We start from the raw sequence: 16,364 nt of genomic DNA, 5'->3' as shown, positions 1-16,364 counted from the left end.
CGCGGTCAGCGGGGGGTCTCGGCGGGTGCGGGAGCATCGGTGGTGGGCGCGGGTGCGGCGGGGGCGGGCGGCAGGCCGCCGGCGGGGCCGTAGCCGGAGACCTTCCAGTGCCCGTCCAGCCTTCGCATATCGACCAATGCGGAACTGTCGCTGGTGCCGGGCTCCTTGGCATCCGGATCGGTGCGGCCGGTCGATTCGATGACGGCCAGGAGGGTGACCGCATCCCCGTTCTGGGAGACCACGCCCACGTCCTTGACAGTGCTGTTCATCTCGAGATGCGCCTTGACGAGCTTGTCGAGCACCGCGCGCCACTGCCCGAGCTGATCGTGCATGGAGTCGGTGGTGCTCGCCAGCACGGCGCTGTCCCAGCGATCGAGGCTGCCGTCGTTCACCGTGAACATGGTGGTGAGGAAGTCCGCCCCGGCCTTGGAGGCGGCTTCTCGATCGGCGGTCCGCGCCTGGTCGGCACGCACCGTATCGGCGGCGTGGCTGCGGGCGAGCGCGAAATAGCCGCACGCCGTACCGCTTCCGCCGATCAGCACCGCGGCCGCCGAAACGGCCACGAACAGTCGCCGCTTGGTCAGCTCCACTCTCTTCTGCATGCGTCATGTCTCCTATCGCGGCTGTTCGGGCTGGACCGGGACGGTGGGCCCGGGCGTAGCCGGCGCCGGTGTCGCGGCGAGATCGCTGCGCAGGGCCTGATCGCCGCGCCCGGAGTCGACGGCCTTCCACCCCCCGCTGTCGCGCGAAACCTCAACCCACACCGCCGAAGTCGTCTTCACCGGGTCCGTGGTCTGGAAGTTCTCGGTACTCTCATTGATCTGCGCCACCACCTTGACGCCCTGGTCGGCCTGTTGCGCACACGCCGCATCGGCGACGGTCGCGGATTTGCGGAGCTTCCCGGCCTTGATCAACTCGGTATTGTCCTGCGCCACTTTGGCGATGGCGAAGTAGTCGTGCACGGGTCCGGCGGTGAGCGCCGCCATTTTGGTCGTCCACTCCTCCGGAGTGCGATAGTCGAAGTTATTGGCCGCCAGCAGAAAATCGGTTCCGGCCTTGAGTGCGGCGGTACAGTCGGCCTCCTTGCGCCGATACTGCGCGAGCGTGGCGCCGAGCGAATCGTTCCGGTCCGACAGCTCCCAGTTCCGGTACGACATCACCCCCACCATGGTCGCGATGACCAGCAGCGCGGCCGCCAGCCCGAGCAGTGGAATCGGAATTCCCCTGTCACTCCATACTTTCCAGCGAGTCTCCATCCGTACCCTTTCCTCGCTGTGCCGCTGTTACCTGTCCCGTGTGCCGCCCCTAGTGCGGTATGTCCACCAGCACGCGGAACCCCTTCCCGTCCGGGAATGCCGCGAGTAGCCCGTCCATGGTTGTGCCCAGATCCACATACGAGTTCTCCACCGGATCGAGCAGATACGGCCGCAGCACCTCCAGCGCCGGTCCGCCCTTGCCGATCAGCGCGGTCAGATATTTCATGAGTCGCTGTCCCAGCGGAATGAACGGAACCACCTGTCGCCCACCGCTTTCCTCGGTAATGCTGATCAGCTGATCGAGCAGTACCGGCAGCTCCGGCAGCAGGGTGTGGGCGAGCCGGTCGGCGCTCTCGCGCAGCAGTGTGAGCTTCGCGCCCGAGGATTCCGAGGCCGACGACGCCAGAAATCCCAGAAGCCGCTGAATGAGTTCGCGGTTCTGCCGCAGTGTGGTCGCGAACATGCTGCCGGACTCCACGAGCTTCTGAATGCTCGGTCCCACATCCTGAATCGCGATATCCGCGCCCTGCAGAATCGAATTGATGGCGTCCGGATCGATCTGCGCGATCACCGACTGCACGCCTCCGAGGGCGCGCGCAATGGTCAGCGGTTGCACCACCTGGGCGGCCGGAACCACCCCGCCGTCCGAGAAGTACGGGCCCTGAGTCGATTTCGGCGCGAAGTTGATGTACTGCTCGCCGACGGCGGACAGATTGGCCACCGTCACCTCCGAGTCCATGCCGATGCGATAGTCGGCCTTGACCGACAAACTCGCCAGCACTCCGCCCTCGGCCTTCGCCAGCCCGACCACCTTGCCGACCTGTAAGCCGTTGAGCGTCACCGGCGAGGTCTGCATGAGACCGCCCGAGGTCGGCAGCAGCACCGAGAGCGAATAGGTGCGCGCACCCGGCCGGAAGCCGAATACGCCGTAGGTCAGGTAGGCCGAGGCGCCGACGGCCATGATCACCATGGCCAGCGCCGACACCAGAATCTTGCGGGTCATCGCACCAACCCCACCAATTTCAGGACCGGATTCACCCGATCACGGAAGGCCTGTTCATTGGCCGCGACAATGCGCGCGTCCGCGACCGGATCACCAGTGAGCAGCTCCGGCGGCGTCTGCGGCGCGATATCGGTGATGGTGAGGGACGGCAGTCCGCGCGCCGACAGGAACGGCACGATCTTGTTCTGCAGCAGCGCGTCGATGGCGCTCAGCGTGCGCGGCACCTGGTTCGGCGTGGCGATCACGGCCTGCGCCAGCGGTGTCCACACATCGAGGAAGCGGTTGATCCGATCCACACGGGTAGTGGTCGCGGGGTCCGTCTTGTCGGTCAGGATATCGCCGGCGTACGAGGCCAGATCCCGCAGCGATTCGATGAAGTACATGATGTCGGGCAGCACCTTCTGCACCACGCCCAGCAGCACCGGGGCCTGGTCGAAGACGAAGCGCCACACATCATCCGCCTGCCGGAAGGTGTCCAGCGCCGCGGTCGCATTGTTGAGAATGGCGCTCAACTGTCCGGTGCTGGCCCCGATCCGATCAATGGCCACCGAGAACTTCGACATGAAGTCCTTCAGATCACCGGAGTCGGTCGGGAACGCCTGATTGACACTGCCGACGAAGCTCTGCACGAATGGCACATTGCCGCCGGTCACCCAGCTGACAACGGCCGTCATGTACTGCTCGACGCTGGTGGCCTGTTTGGTCTGGGTGATCGGAATGACGCTGCCCTGCGACAGCATTCGTCCCGAATTCCGCTCCGGGATAGTCAGTTTCACAAAGGTGTCGCCGAACAGCGTCTGCTGCGCCATTTCCGCCCTGGTCTCGGCGGGCAGCCTCACATTCCGGTCGATGGCCAGGATGGCGGTCGGCTGATAGTAGGGCTGCTGATCGGCAGGCAGTTCCGGCACGCGCGCGTCCGGCCGCGGCCGGACGCTCACCGAATCGACCACACCGATCTGCGCGCCATTGAGTTCGACCTTGGTCTTGAGCGGCAGCGACAGCACATCGCCGAATTCCACCCGCACCTGATAGGTCGGCTTGCCGTAGCGGGTGCCCGGCAGCGGCATATCGAGCGGCCGCACCGCGCAGCTCGTCACCGCGGCCACCGTCAGCACGCCGAGAAGTACTGTGCGCCAAATTTTTCCGGTCATGGACCTCACCTCCCACCGGCCGCGGACATGAGCAGCTGCACCAGGCCCAGGTCCACGGTCTCGCCGGGTGCGAAATCGTGATTGCACTGTGCGAACCAGGGTTTGGCCACCGAGCAGATATCCCGGGCCAGCGACGGATCGATCCGGAAACTCGGCGGCACGTACTGCAGCCGCCCCGCGCCCAGATTCTCGTCGAACAGGTGCGCCGCGCCCTGCAGCGCGGGTGGCACCTCCTTCGCTAGATTCACGAAATCCGCTGTGTGATCGAGGATTCGGAAGATCACCGGCATGATTCCATCCAGGCCCGCCATGATCAGCCGCCCCCACTTGTAGACGAGCAGATTGGCCAGTGGCGGCACCCAGACCGAGATATCGCTGATGATGCCGACCAGATCGGGACCGATGCGAGTGATGATGTTCAGCGCATCGGTGGTCGCGTCGAGCAGGAATTCGCCGTCACCCGCGCCCTGGTCGAGATTCTCGCTGATCTTGCGGAACTCCTTGAGAATCGCACCCATCAGATAGTTGGCGCCCGCCGCGGAGTCGCCGAGAATGTCGGACACATTGCGAATCGCGCCATTGAGCGGCACCGCACTGTCGTGCACCTGGTGCGCGATCTCCTTCAGCGAGTCACCGAGCACATTCGGGGCCGGCTGCTGCAGCGGCGCATCATGCGGCTTACCGGTCAGGTCTTCGGACAAATTGGCGACGGCCCGCATGGCTTCGGTGAATCCGACCGGAGTCTTGGTGCGCTCCTTGGGAATACAGTGCCGGTAGTCGAATGTCCCGCCGCCGCCGTAGGCCGGTCCGAGTTCGACCCGGCGGTCGGTGACAATGGAGTTGGCAATGGTGACCGCGCCCAGCTGCTGGGCCAGCCGCACCTTCCGGTCCACGGTCATCCGCACCAGCACCCCGTCGGCCCGCGGTTCGATATCGACCACATTGCCCACCTGGATGCCGAGCATGGTCACCTTATTGCCCTTGTACAGCCCGACGGCATCCCGGAATTCGGCGCAGACGGCCAGCGGGGCCTCGGTGCTGTCGTAGTACTGCTTGCCGGTGACGGCCACGAACAGCCCCATCACCAGCGCGACCGCGCCGACCATGGCGAGTATCCGCCCCTTGCGGCTGCGCGGAATCACCCGACCGCGGAAGACCCGCAATGGATTTCGAACGCTCATCTCAGCACCCCGGCTTCCCGTGCGGGCACAGCGGTGTATCGGTGATGGTGGCCCCCGAATGGTCGACGCGGACGTAGGGGTTGTCGGAGTTCTTGGCGAACCACTCGAGCAGCTGCGCGAGATTGGTGTTCATGCCCGCCAGCGCGTCCTTATTGCGCACCAGCTCGGCGACCTCCTTGTCCATGGAGTCGTAGAGCGGATCGAGCACCGGCCCCAATTGCTGATCGGCGAACTTGAACACCGGGGTGATGTAGTCGAACGCCCGCCGGATCTGTGCGACCAGCGTGACCAGCCCGTCCCGGTTCGCCGCCACCACCCGGTACAGGTCGAGCACGTGCTGTCCGGCGAGTTGCAGCCGGTCCAGCTTGTTCATGATCGTCTCGAGGTACTCCTTCGAGACGTCCAGGGCGCGTGCGAATTCGGTGCGGCGCTGCGCCACGATCGCCGAGAGGCTGTTGACATTGTTCAGGATTCCGTCGAGCGCCTGCGGCTGCTCCTGGAAGGCGCCGGCCAGTTTGCCGATGGTGTCGCGCAGCTTGCCGACATCGAGTGCGGACAGCGCGGGTGTCACATCCTCCATGGCGGCGGACAGATCGTAGGGCGTCCTGGTGTGCTCGCGCGGAATGATCTTGCCCGAGGCGGTGTCCGGTCCGGCGGGCTCGACGGACAGATAGCGCCCGCCGATGGGGGTCAGCAGCTTGACCACCACGTGCGAATCCACACCGACATGCACCTTGCTGTCGAGTCCGAACGCGATTTCCGCATGATCGCCGACCAGCGTCACCGTGCGGACCTTGCCCAGCGAGATCCCGGCGACACGGACGTCGTCACCGGCCCGCACATCACCGGAATTCTTGAACTCGGCGCGATACACGTTCTCGCCGAACGGAATAACGAATGCGCCGACCGCGGCGACCAGCGCACCGACGGTCAGCAGAATGGCGAGGATTCCGACCCGGAACTCGAACCTGTTCTGCGCCTGTGCACTACGAACGGTCCAGCGCGGGAGGCGGATTCGCCGAGTCTGCAGCCGCTGCAGCGTCGCGGTGGCCGATGACAGGTTCATTTGCAGCCCTCCATGCGCTCCGTGCCCATGAGAATCGTGTTCGGAATGGGCAGCCCGCTCAGGCAGCTCCAGGTCTGCCCCGCCTTCGGTTCCAGCACCAGGGTGTCGAGCGTCTGTGCCGCCAGCGGCACCGCGGCCAGCGTCTGCCGGATGAAGCCGACCATGTCCGGTCCGAGCAGGGTGCTGTAGAGCCGGTCCATGCCGGGGAAGTTGTCGTAGTAGATGCCGACCAGCCGGTCGAACAGCGGCATGGCGGCGTTCAGCCCCGGAATCGCCTTGTCTATCAGGCTTTTCAGCGAATCGAGTTTGCCGTAGAGCAGATCGACCGTGTCCAGGAGCTGGTCGATCATTCCGTCGATCTTGGGCGATTGCCCCTGAAAACGATTGAGTAGTCCGGAGAAGTTGTCGGCGAGCAGTGTCACCACCGGCTCCTGATCGGCGGCCACCGCGATGATCTGGTTCAGACTGTCCATGACCGGACCCAGTCCGCGCCCGTCACCGGAGACCACCAGCAGCAGATTCTCCAGGAACTTGTCCACCGATCCGGCGGACAGCGTGTCGAAGATCGGCCGCACCGCATCGAAAAGCTCCGAGATGTCGAAGGATCCGTGCGTGCGCTCGAGGGGGATCAGGGCGCCGGGCGGAACCTTGTTGCCGGGCGCGACCTTCTGCTGCACAGCCAGATACCGGTCGCCGACGAGCGACGAAAACAGCACGGAGACTTCGGTATTGTCGTAGAGCTGCTGCCCCTCGGCGACGCTGAACTCCACATAGGCGACCGTGCCGTCGAGCGCGATATCGGTGACCTTGCCGACCTGCACACCCGCCATCCGCACATCCGAACCCTTTTTCAGGCCCGACACATCGGAGATGTGCGCGGAGTAGCTGCGGACGTGTTCCTTGACCGGGGTCTGCAGGGCGGTCCAGATCATGGCGCCCATGACGGCGATGACCACGCTGACGATGATCAACCGGATTGCCGCTGCACCAACGGATTTCATCGATCACCACCCGAAGCCGGTGCGGGTGCGCCGAACAGTCCCGGCGGAATCGGGAGGCCCGGTATCTGCGGCATTCCGGGAAGCACGGACGGCCCGGCGGGCACGGTCTGCGGCCCGGCCGCGACGACCGCGGGATCGCCGCCGAGATACGGCAGGCCTGCGAGCAAAAGTTGCACCTGGAGCGAGACCGTCCCATCGGGATTGGCGACAAAGGATTTGTCGATCTGGTCGAGCAATTGCGGCAGCCGGGTATAGAAGCTGGTGAGCCCGCCGGCCGCACCGCTGATCGGTTTCAGCACACTCAGCACGGCATCGACGACCTGGGTGAAACCCGGCTGCGGGAAGATCTTGATCGCATCACCGATCACCTGGCCGATCAGCGTGACGATCCCCTCCAGGTCCTCGTGCCGATCGGTGAGGAAGCTGATGCGCGACGCCTGCGCCCGGAAGGTCTCCAGCAGCCCCCGGGACACATGCACCAGGTCGTCGCTGAAGCGCGCGCCGTCCTGCAGCGCCGGCCGCGGATCGAGCCCGACCAGGATGTCGTCACCGACCTTCATGCGCCCGAGATCGATGGCGGTGGAGATCATCTTGCCGATGCCGTCGGCGCTGCCCTCGAAATCGAGCACCTTGCCGATGCGGCCGATCGGACCGGTATCGATCTTGCCGAGCTGCTCGCCGACCATGCGGATGACCGAGGTGACGGTGACCGTCATGGAGTCCTTGGCCAGCGTGATGGTCGCACCGCTGTGCAGCGGCGTGCCCCGGGCGCCGAGATAGAACAGCTCGAGCGCCGTCATGCCGAGGGTATTGGAGGAGACGAACCGCGCCTGCACATTGTCGGCCAGGAACTTCGCGTTCTCCGGATTCACCGACAGCCGCACGAACTGGCGCTGCGCGCCCTGGCTCTCCACCTTGCTGACCTGGCCGATGCGCAGGCCGTCCATTTTGACGTCGGCGCCCTCGACAATGCCCTCGCCGACCTGTTCCGCCTCGATATTGACGGTGAAGGCCGGTGTGAACCCGCCCTTGACATAGGTCGCGAAGACCAGCGAGATCACCGCCAGCACCGCGCCGCCCACCAGTCCGGTGAGCAGTAGCTGCCACGGCTTGGGACCACGTCCGTCGACGGCCTGATATCTGGCAATTCCCATGGGTTATCCCGTAATTCGAATATCGCTGACGAACATGCCCCACAGCGCGGTGGTGAGCATCAGGTCCAGCACGACGATGAGCACCAGGCTGGCGCGAATGGCACGGCCGGAGGCCACACCCACACCCTCCGGGCCGCCCGAGGCATAGAAGCCGTAGTAGGAGTGCACCAGGATGACCACGACGACGAAGACAATGGCCTTGAACAGCGAGAGGAAGATGTCCTTCGGATTCAGGAACGCCTGGAAGTAGTGGTCGTAGGTGCCGCCGGCCTGTCCGTGGATCACCTTGATGAAGAAGGCGGTCGCGAAGTAGCTGCACGAGAGTGAGGCCAGGTACACCGGGATCACGATGAGCACGCCGGCGATGACGCGGGTGGTGACGACGAACGGAATCGGTTCCACCGCAGTGGCTTCCAGGGCGTCGATCTCCTCCGATATTCGCATGGAGCCGATTTCGGCGGTGATCCGGCAACCCGCCTGTGCCGCAAAGGCGATGGCGGCGATAAGCGGAGCCAGCTCGCGGGTGTTCGCGAAGGAGGAGATGAATCCGGTGAGCGGGCCCATGCCCAGCATGTCCAGGAGCCGGAAGGCCTCGATGCCGATGGCCGCACCGGTCATCAGGCCCATGAAGACCACCACACCGACGGTCCCGCCGCCGACGATGACACGTCCGTTGCCCCAGCCGATGTCCATGAAGACGACACCGATCTGGCGGCGATAGCGGTGGATGGTGCGCGGGACGGCCCGCAATACGTGATAGGCGAAGGCGAATTGGTGGCCGAGCCCCACAATGGGAGCGAGACTGTTGGCCGCGCGGGTGAACGAACGTGCCCCCAGCGCCCGGTATTTCGATGGCAGAACCATTCAGAGCCCCATATTGTCCGGAAACCAGATCGTGAGCAATTGGGTGATGAGCACATTCGCGGCGAAGGTGATCATGACGCCGAGCACGACGGTCGCATTCACGCAATCGGCCACGCCCTTGGGGCCGCCGGAGGCCTCGAAACCGCGCTGGCTCGCGACCAGGACGACGAGGATTCCGAAAATGACCGTCTTGATGACGGCGATGAGCAGATCGCCGGTACTGGCAAAGGCCGCAAAGGAATTGAAGAACGCGCCGGGAACGCCGCCCTGCACCAGCGTCATCATGTAGATGGTCGACATGCCGACGAAGACCACAAGAATGCACATGAGCGGGCCGACGAGAAACATGGCGGCCAGCCGCGGGGCGACCAATCGGTGATTCGGATTGATGCCCAGGGTCCGAATGGCGTCGATCTCCTCGCGAATCTTGCGGGCGCCCAGATCGGCGGCGACCGCGGCCCCCACCGCGCCACCCATGAGAATGCCCGAGATCATCGGGGCCGCTTGCCGAATCACGCCCAGTCCGCCCGCCGCACCGGCCTGTGAGGTGGCTCCGACCTGGGCCGCGAGTGATCCGGCCTGAATCTGGATGATCGCACCGAGCGGGACCGAGATGAGAATCGCGGGCCAGCCCGAAACGCTCATCATGAACCAGGCCTGCGTGAGAGTTTCGCGCCACGGGTGCTGGAGTTTGGCGATATCGCGCACCAGCCCGTACAGGGAATCGACGGTCAGCAGCACCAATCGGCCGAAAGTGCCGATGGAGCCGAGCAGCGTATTCCAGGCCCACAGCGCCAATCCCACGAACGGGCGCAGAATCGGCGGAACCGGTTGCCGCAGTGTGGGTTCCGGGGCCTCGGTCTCGTCCGGCGCCGATTCCGGGTCGGCATGCTCTGCCACCTCGAGTCGCATATCTGAATCCTCCCGCATACTGTCTGAGACAATGTATCCAAGCCGCACAGTGCTGTCTGCGGTTTGCGTAATTCGGCACATGCCTACGGCGTCCACCACTCGACTACGGCCTGGACAGCAGGGTCAATGCCATTGCGCGCAATCGTCAGAGCGCTCTGGGTCACTTGAACGGAAACCCCCGCACCCTTTCCGGCCCAGCCACCACCCTGGACAGCGATGCCGGCTCGGATCGGCGTCCCGGTGGCCAATTCGTATGCCTTGAAATACGACCCGCACACCACGAAGAGCGTGGACTCGGTACTGCCGACGGCCGTCGCCCGGGTCCACTCGTCGCAGCGCGCCGATACTCCGTCACCGCCGTACCAGCCGTACTGATTTGCCGTCCGATTCACGAAGTCCGGTAGCGCGCTGGTCGGCGCCGCCGTATACCCGGCACCGTCCGGGAGCTGGGCCGGAATCGTCTCCGGCGCGGTGACAACCTTGGGCGTGGTTGTCACCGCGCGCGTGGTCGGCACCACCGCGGTGGTGCTCCCGGGCGGCGCCTGCGCCACCACGATGATCGGCGGCGGCGCTCCCAGGTGGGCCTGAAACCACAGCGCCACAGTGGTTCCGGTGGCAATGAGCACCACCGAAACCAGCAGGCCCGCGATGTACGCGAACGCCGACCCCCGCGGTCTGTGCACTCCGGCCACCCCGCCCCTCCTCACGCCCCGCGCTTGGTAAAACTGCACTACCGACTCAGACAGTTGTTAACATACTGTGACCCACAACCCAAAGCAACGCCAACTGCGATCGTCATCACATGGAGGGGACATGAAAGTTAGCCCAGGAACGGCACTCTCACTGGCTGCGGCCGGAACGCTACTGTCTCTGACACTCACCGGCTGCGGCTCCGGAAACGTCCGGAGCAGTGAGGTCACCATTTCCGTCGCGCCCACCACCACGGTCGCCGCCACCGTCAGCGGCGCCCTCCCCGCTCCGCTCACCGCCGATCAGCTGAATACGCAGCTGCAGAACCTGTTCGGCAAAGGCCGCCAGGTGACCGATGATCAGCGACTGTCGATCGTCTCGGGCGGCGAGAAGTTCCGCGGCGATCTGCCCGAACTCCAGAAGGCCATGTCGGAGAACCCGAATGCCACCTTCGGCGTGACGCCGGGCTCGGTGGTGCTCAATGGCGATGTGCTCGAAGCCGACTTCTGGCTGGACAAGGACGGCAATGGCAATCGCCGCTCGGCGCCACTGAATCTCAGTGCGGTGAACGGGGAATGGAAGCTCCCGGTCAGCGAGATCTGCGGAATCCTGGCTCAAACCGACTACAAGTCGCCCGCCTGCGCCTCCTGAGCGCGGGTTCCCGAGGGGAGATCCGATCGTGTTCCACTGGATGGGGCGGTGGATATACCGCGCCCGCTACACCGTAATCACCGGATTCATTGTGCTGATGGGGGTTTCGGGCCTGTACGGGCTCGGATATCAGGACAGGCTGACCGCGCAGGGCTTCTTCGACGACACCAGCGAATCGGTGGCGGGCACAAAACTGGCCGACACCACCTTCGGCCGCGACTTCGACGGCGATGTGATCGCGCTGTACACCGCACCCGCCGGCAAGCACATCACCGATCCGGATATCGAGGCGGCCGGGCGGGACCTGACCCGGAAGCTGTTGACCGACTACCGGACTCAGATCAAGGATGTCAGCGGCTACTGGAACGGCAGCCTCGGCAAGACCCGCTTCATCGACGACTCCAAGACCCGCGCCTTCGTGAGCATCGGACTGCAGGGCACCGGCGATCAGGACAGTGTCGACTTCTACCACCAGATCAAGGACAAGCTGGCGATTCCCGGTCTGGACGTGCGCATTGCCGGCCGGGTGCCGGTCGCCGATGCGGTCGGGCTGACCATGCAGGCCGATATCGAGCGCATGCATCTCATCGCGCTGCCACTCGTGGCCGTGGTGCTGTTCTTCGTCTTCGGCGGCGTCATCGCCGCCGCGCTGCCGCTCATCATCGGCGGGCTCACCATTGCCGGGGCCTGGGGTGTGATGAAGGTGCTGACCGGGTTCATGCCCGTGCACCAGTTCGCCGATGCGGTCATCTCCCTGATCGGGCTCGGGCTGGCCATCGACTACGGCCTGTTCATGGTCAGCCGGTTCCGGGAGGAGATCGCCGACGGTCGCTCCACGGAAGAGGCGGTACGCATTACGGTGTCGACCGCCGGACGCACCATCACCTTCTCGGCCACCATTATCGTGGTGTGCGTGGCGGGGGTGCTCATCTTCTCCATGACCTTTCTGCGTTCGGTGGCCCTGGGCGCTCTGACCGCCGTGATTCTCGCTGCGCTGCTGTCCATTACGGTGCTGCCCGCCCTGCTCGGCGTGCTCGGCAAGCGGGTGGACGCCTTCGGGCTGAAGCGGTTCTCGCGCACCAGGACGACCGAGCAGATCGACGCCTCCTTCTGGTCGCGACTGGCGACCTGGGCCATGAAACGGCCTGCGCTGCTGGCGTATCCGATCATGCTGGTACTTCTGGGACTGATTCTGCCGTTCCTGCACGCGCAATACGCGGGGCTGACCGAGAAGTATCTGCCGCCGGGCAATGAAACCCGTTCCGCGCAGCAGAGTTTCGACGCGGTGTTCCCCACGGAGCGGGTCTCGCCGATCAAGCTCGTGATCGAGGGCGCGGATCGACCCACACTGAGCGCCATTGTGGCCGCCGCCGATCAGGCGCCCGGGCGCACCGCCGATTTCGCGCAGCCGTTCGCCAACGGGGTGGCCCCGCCGGGCGTGAACGTCAAGGTGTACACCTCCGGCCTCGTCGATCCGAAGAACGCCGACGAGGTGATCACCCGGCTGCGGGCCATCGCACCACCGGCGGGCGTGACCATGTACGTCACGGGACTGCCTGTCCTGGAACGTGATTCGATCCACGGCGTCATTCATCGGCTGCCATGGCTGCTGGCAATCCTGGTGCTGGCCTCGTTCATCATGATGTTCCTGGCATTCGGATCGTTCGTCCTGCCGCTCAAGGCGGTGCTGGTGAGCGCGCTCAGCCTGACCGCCACCCTCGGGTTCCTGTCCTTCGTCTTCTACGACGGGCACGGGGCGAAACTGCTGAACTTCACGCCGCAGCCGCTCAGCTTCCCGGTGCTGGTGGTCATCATCGCGATCATCTTCGGCCTCTCCACCGATTACGAGATCTTCCTGATGTCGCGCATGGCCGAGGCGCGGGCCCGCGGCGCGTCCACACCGGAATCGATTCGCTACGGCACCGCGCACACCGGCGGCATCATTACCGCGGCCGCCCTGGTGCTGATCGTGGTGACCGGCGCCTTCGGGCTCTCGGAGCTGGTGCTCATGAAGTACATCGCCTACGGCATGATCGTCGCGCTCGTCCTGGACGCCACCATTATTCGCATGCTGCTGGTGCCGTCGATCATGACAATGCTCGGCGACCGCTGCTGGTGGGCGCCGCGGTGGGCCAAGCGCGTGCACGCGCGAATCGGGCTCGCCGAATTCGATACTCACACAGCGCCGGCGCGCCCGGCGACCGAGGAGATCACGGTATGAGACGTCTCGGACGGATTCTGGCAGGCTCGGCCGGCGGGCTACTGGCCGCCGGGCTGGTGGCGGTACCCGCCGGAGCGGAAGCCGGTGGCGCACCGGCGCAGATCGACTGCTCCGCGACCCACCGGGACGGTTCGAAGCTGGAAGTCAGCTGCTACAACGCGGATTCGGTGACCGGCACCATCGATCTGATGTACGTGTGCAGTACACCGCTCGATTTCGATCATCAGATCTTCTTCAATGAACCCGCCCTCGCCATCGACGGCGGGTCCACACTGCGGCTCACTCGCGACTGCGGACCGCAGCAGGTGATGTTCACCTACCAGGTCTGGCCGCTCACCGGGACCCAGCTCGATGACCAGACGGCTCGACAGAATCAGATCCGGGAGCAGCGCGACCGCGCAGCGAACCGCTGAGTCTTTTGTGAGACCATTGCAGTCTGGGACACTTTATGCGGCAATGCCTCAAACTGGCTTAGCACCAAGGGAAATCCGGCCCGACGTATTGCAAATTGTCTGGGACACAACTAATCTGGCGTCAGCCCGCGATCATTCGTTGCGTACCCCACCGTCTGTTTGCGGGCTATCGGGGGCGGCCCGCCCAATTTCCTGTTGTCCGGCAGTGCCCACTGTTGTGCCGGAAGGGTGGCCGTCCCCGCTCGGGCACGTTAATGTCGGGCATAGCCTCTGCGATGCACAGGTTATTCACCGCCTCTTTTTCACCGTGTCCGCGAATCAAGGAGAGCCGATGGCCCCGGCCATTCCCGCATCAGCGAGAAAGGCGCTCCCCACAGTCGTGTTCTCGGTCGTGGTGGCCGCCGCCGCGATCTGGCAGCACGCGACGGTCGCGGCGGGCATGCGGGCCCTGCTGGGCGCCGACCCGCGCTGGCTGGCGCTGGCGGCCCTGGCCACCCTCGGCCTCTGGCCCACCTCGGTGTGGATGCTGCGCGGGTCCATTCCGGCCCAGCCCTCCGCCCGGCGGCTCTTCGCACTCCAACTCGCCGTGCCCGCCATCGGACTGGTGCCGGCCGCCTCCCTGCTCATCCGGCTCCGATTTCTGCGCCGGGAGGGTCTGAGCCACAGTGCCGCGGTCGCCTCGATGACGCTGCTCGGCTTCGCCGCGCTGGTGGTACGGATTCCGCTGGTGATCATCGCCCTGCTGGCCACACCCAGTCTGGTGCGGCGGACCGGGTCCCAGTCGCCCTGGCACGATCTGGGCGCACGGACCTCGGCGTGGTGGCATCACGCAACCGAAAGTCCCTGGCGCACAGGGGCTGTGATCGCGGCGATACTCGTCGTCGTGGGGGCGCTGACGGCATTCGCGGTGGTGACAGTCCGTCGCCGGGTGGCAGCCCGCGGTGGCTGGCGGGAGCTCGCGCACCGGGTCCGTTCCGGACGTTCGGATGCGGAATTCGCATGGAAATCGGTGGCCGCCACCGCACTCCGGCCGGGCCGCGCGGCACCGCTGTGGGTTGCCGCGCTGGTGCAGCCGTTGCTCATGGTGGTGGCGCTGTGGGCGGTACTGCATGCCGTCGGCGCCGATCTGAGCCTGGCCGACACCTTCGTGGTTCAGCTGGTCACCGTGGCGCTGGGCCCGCTGCTGCCGTCGCCCAGCGGTGTGGCAGCGAAGGAGATCACCCTCGCTGCCGGACTCACGGCCATTGCCGGATTGACCGGCGGGGTGGCGGTCGCGGTGGCCCTGGGGTTCCGGCTACTCACCTTCTGGTTCCAGATCCCGCTGGGTTTGGCCTCTTTCGCCTACCTGAACCACCGCCGCGCCATCTGAAACGCGGCTCAGACCGGCGTGCAGGTGATGGTCGAGAACTTCGCGGTGCCACTCCACAGCGTCTTCGCCTGGCCCTGAGCCTGGCGCACCCCCTGGGTCGCGGTCACCGATACGGTCGGCAGCGTATCCCCGGCCCAGGTCTGCGCGGTGCAGCTGTAGTTGACCGAAATACCCGGCCGTGACGGCAGCGCCTGCGCGGGCGCGGTCCCGGCCAGAGCGAACACCGGCGCCACCGCCAGGACCGCAGCGGGCAAACCGATCAGGAACCTCACACTCACAATGTCTCCTCGCGCATTATCGGGGCAATCAAGCAGCCAGATTCTCGCACGGTAGACCCGCTGCCGCCGGTTGGTCGGGAGATCAGATACTCACGAGACCGGCGAGAGCGGCGGGTGTGGGGAACAGATGGGTCAGACCGAATCGGCCCAATCCCTCGATCGGGGCGCCGTGCCGTTCGACGATGTCGGCGAGCACACCGGGCGCGGCCGCCGCGCCGACCCTGTCCATCACCATATTTCGGACACCGGCCTCGTGCGAATCCCAGACCTGGCCACCGAGCAGCCGTTGCACCCGGCCCACCAGATGCAGCAGACCTTCGATCCGCGGCAGGTGCGCGACGAGCAGCGCCTGCCCGGAGGCGTCCGCGCTGATATCGATGACGCCGGGATCACCGTCCATCGACACCGTGCGCCGATAGTGCTCCGCGGTGCCGTGCTCGACGCCGCGCACTGCGGTCCGGGCCAGCTCGCCCAGGCGCTGATCCAGCCGCACCGGTTCCGGCAGCGGCACCCGCAGCACAAGACCTCCGTCCGCCACGAGGCGATCGGCCCGGCGCCGCCGGGCCCGCAATTGCTGTGGCGTGGCCCGGAAGGTCTCGACCATCACCCGATTGAACTGGCGCAGGCTGCCGAAGCCGGCGGCGAAGGCGATATCGGTGACCGAGAGATCGGTGTCGTCCAGCAGCCGCCGGGCGAAATGCGCGCGGCGGGATCTGGCCAGCTGATCGGGTGTGGCGCCGACCTGTTCGCGGAACATGCGGCGCAGGTGCCGCTCCGAAACCGCCAGCCGGGCTGCGAGATCGGCCTCGTTGCCGGTGTCCAGTACTCCGGAGGCAATGAGATCCACAGCGCGGCAGACTATTTCGGAAGAGGTCGACGGTCTGCGGTCGCCGCGATACGGGCGGCACCGATGGCAGGCCCGGAAGCCGGCGGCCTCGGCCCCTGCCGCAGAGGCGAAGGACACCACGTTCTCCGGCAGCGGACGACCAGGGCACGGCGGCAGGCAGTAGATGCCGGTCGTGGCCACACCCTGGAACGGTTCCATACCCTCGAGTCTGCTCGGGCCGCCGCACCGCGGCCAGACATATCCGGACACATCGCGAGCGATGTCCGAATGTGGCGAGATCGGCGTCGGAGAAGCACCCAGGATGGGC

General features: G+C 65.7%; 17 protein-coding genes. 4 read left to right on the top strand and 13 right to left on the bottom strand.

What is annotated here, in order from left to right; genetic code table 11:
• Positions 1-5: 5 nt before the first annotated feature.
• The 11 genes from OG326_RS14155 to OG326_RS14105 form a co-directional block, all read right to left on the bottom strand.
• A complete protein-coding gene (locus tag OG326_RS14155) occupies positions 6-602 on the bottom strand; it encodes a hypothetical protein (RefSeq protein WP_327145089.1) in 597 nt (198 codons plus the stop codon).
• 12 nt (positions 603-614) lie between these two features.
• On the bottom strand, positions 615-1,256 hold the full coding sequence (locus tag OG326_RS14150; protein ID WP_327145088.1) for a hypothetical protein: 642 nt from the start codon (positions 1,254-1,256) through the stop codon (positions 615-617).
• A 49-nt stretch (positions 1,257-1,305) separates the two neighbouring features.
• Positions 1,306-2,259, bottom strand: a complete 954-nt coding sequence (locus OG326_RS14145) for an MlaD family protein (protein ID WP_327145087.1) — start codon at positions 2,257-2,259, stop codon at positions 1,306-1,308.
• Positions 2,256-3,410, bottom strand: a complete 1,155-nt coding sequence (locus OG326_RS14140; RefSeq protein ID WP_327145086.1) for an MlaD family protein — start codon at positions 3,408-3,410, stop codon at positions 2,256-2,258. The genes OG326_RS14145 and OG326_RS14140 overlap by 4 nt, the downstream gene beginning before the upstream one ends.
• A 5-nt stretch (positions 3,411-3,415) precedes the next feature.
• Positions 3,416-4,591, bottom strand: a complete 1,176-nt coding sequence (locus tag OG326_RS14135) for an MlaD family protein (protein ID WP_327145085.1) — start codon at positions 4,589-4,591, stop codon at positions 3,416-3,418.
• A gap of 1 nt (position 4,592) precedes the next feature.
• Positions 4,593-5,657, bottom strand: coding sequence for an MlaD family protein (locus OG326_RS14130; RefSeq protein ID WP_327145084.1), 1,065 nt, complete (start codon positions 5,655-5,657; stop codon positions 4,593-4,595).
• On the bottom strand, positions 5,654-6,658 hold the full coding sequence (locus OG326_RS14125) for an MlaD family protein (protein ID WP_327145083.1): 1,005 nt from the start codon (positions 6,656-6,658) through the stop codon (positions 5,654-5,656). Before OG326_RS14125 ends, OG326_RS14130 begins: the two co-directional genes overlap by 4 nt.
• Entirely contained in the window at positions 6,655-7,812 is a 1,158-nt protein-coding gene (locus OG326_RS14120) for an MlaD family protein (protein WP_327145082.1), read from the bottom strand. The genes OG326_RS14125 and OG326_RS14120 overlap by 4 nt, the downstream gene beginning before the upstream one ends.
• Positions 7,813-7,815: 3 nt before the next feature.
• Positions 7,816-8,676 (bottom strand): ABC transporter permease, encoded by an 861-nt coding sequence (locus OG326_RS14115; RefSeq protein WP_327145081.1) that lies wholly within the window; start codon positions 8,674-8,676, stop codon positions 7,816-7,818.
• Positions 8,677-9,588 (bottom strand): MlaE family ABC transporter permease, encoded by a 912-nt coding sequence (locus tag OG326_RS14110; protein WP_327145080.1) that lies wholly within the window; start codon positions 9,586-9,588, stop codon positions 8,677-8,679. It abuts the gene before it with no gap.
• Positions 9,589-9,671: 83 nt separating this feature from the next.
• The gene (locus tag OG326_RS14105) at positions 9,672-10,271 is read right to left on the bottom strand and encodes a hypothetical protein (protein ID WP_327145079.1); all 600 of its coding nucleotides are present in this window, start codon (positions 10,269-10,271) and stop codon (positions 9,672-9,674) included.
• A 130-nt stretch (positions 10,272-10,401) separates the two neighbouring features.
• On the opposite strand from OG326_RS14105, the gene OG326_RS14100 reads away from it, so the two are divergent.
• The 4 genes from OG326_RS14100 to OG326_RS14085 all read left to right on the top strand — a co-directional run bounded on the left by OG326_RS14100 (position 10,402) and on the right by OG326_RS14085 (position 14,932).
• Complete coding sequence (locus tag OG326_RS14100) at positions 10,402-10,929, top strand: hypothetical protein (protein ID WP_327145078.1); 528 nt, start codon at positions 10,402-10,404, stop codon at positions 10,927-10,929.
• A gap of 40 nt (positions 10,930-10,969) precedes the next feature.
• On the top strand, positions 10,970-13,150 hold the full coding sequence (locus OG326_RS14095; protein ID WP_327145077.1) for an MMPL family transporter: 2,181 nt from the start codon (positions 10,970-10,972) through the stop codon (positions 13,148-13,150).
• Positions 13,147-13,563 carry a hypothetical protein gene (locus OG326_RS14090; RefSeq protein WP_327145076.1) on the top strand — a complete coding sequence of 139 codons (417 nt, stop codon included), beginning with the start codon at positions 13,147-13,149 and terminating at the stop codon, positions 13,561-13,563. The genes OG326_RS14095 and OG326_RS14090 overlap by 4 nt, the downstream gene beginning before the upstream one ends.
• Before the next feature lie 331 nt (positions 13,564-13,894).
• Complete coding sequence (locus OG326_RS14085; protein WP_327145075.1) at positions 13,895-14,932, top strand: lysylphosphatidylglycerol synthase transmembrane domain-containing protein; 1,038 nt, start codon at positions 13,895-13,897, stop codon at positions 14,930-14,932.
• Positions 14,933-14,940: 8 nt separating this feature from the next.
• Here OG326_RS14085 and OG326_RS14080 read toward each other — a convergent pair whose 3' ends face one another.
• Positions 14,941-15,210, bottom strand: coding sequence for a hypothetical protein (locus tag OG326_RS14080; RefSeq protein WP_327145074.1), 270 nt, complete (start codon positions 15,208-15,210; stop codon positions 14,941-14,943).
• A gap of 82 nt (positions 15,211-15,292) precedes the next feature.
• Positions 15,293-16,255, bottom strand: a complete 963-nt coding sequence (locus tag OG326_RS14075) for a helix-turn-helix domain-containing protein (RefSeq protein ID WP_327145073.1) — start codon at positions 16,253-16,255, stop codon at positions 15,293-15,295.
• Positions 16,256-16,364 lie beyond the last annotated feature (109 nt).

This window comes from Nocardia sp. NBC_01327 (assembly GCF_035958815.1).
In the GTDB taxonomy this organism is placed as follows: domain Bacteria; phylum Actinomycetota; class Actinomycetes; order Mycobacteriales; family Mycobacteriaceae; genus Nocardia.
Note: the sequence above shows the minus strand (reverse complement) of the source record. Positions and strands in the feature narration are given on the sequence as shown.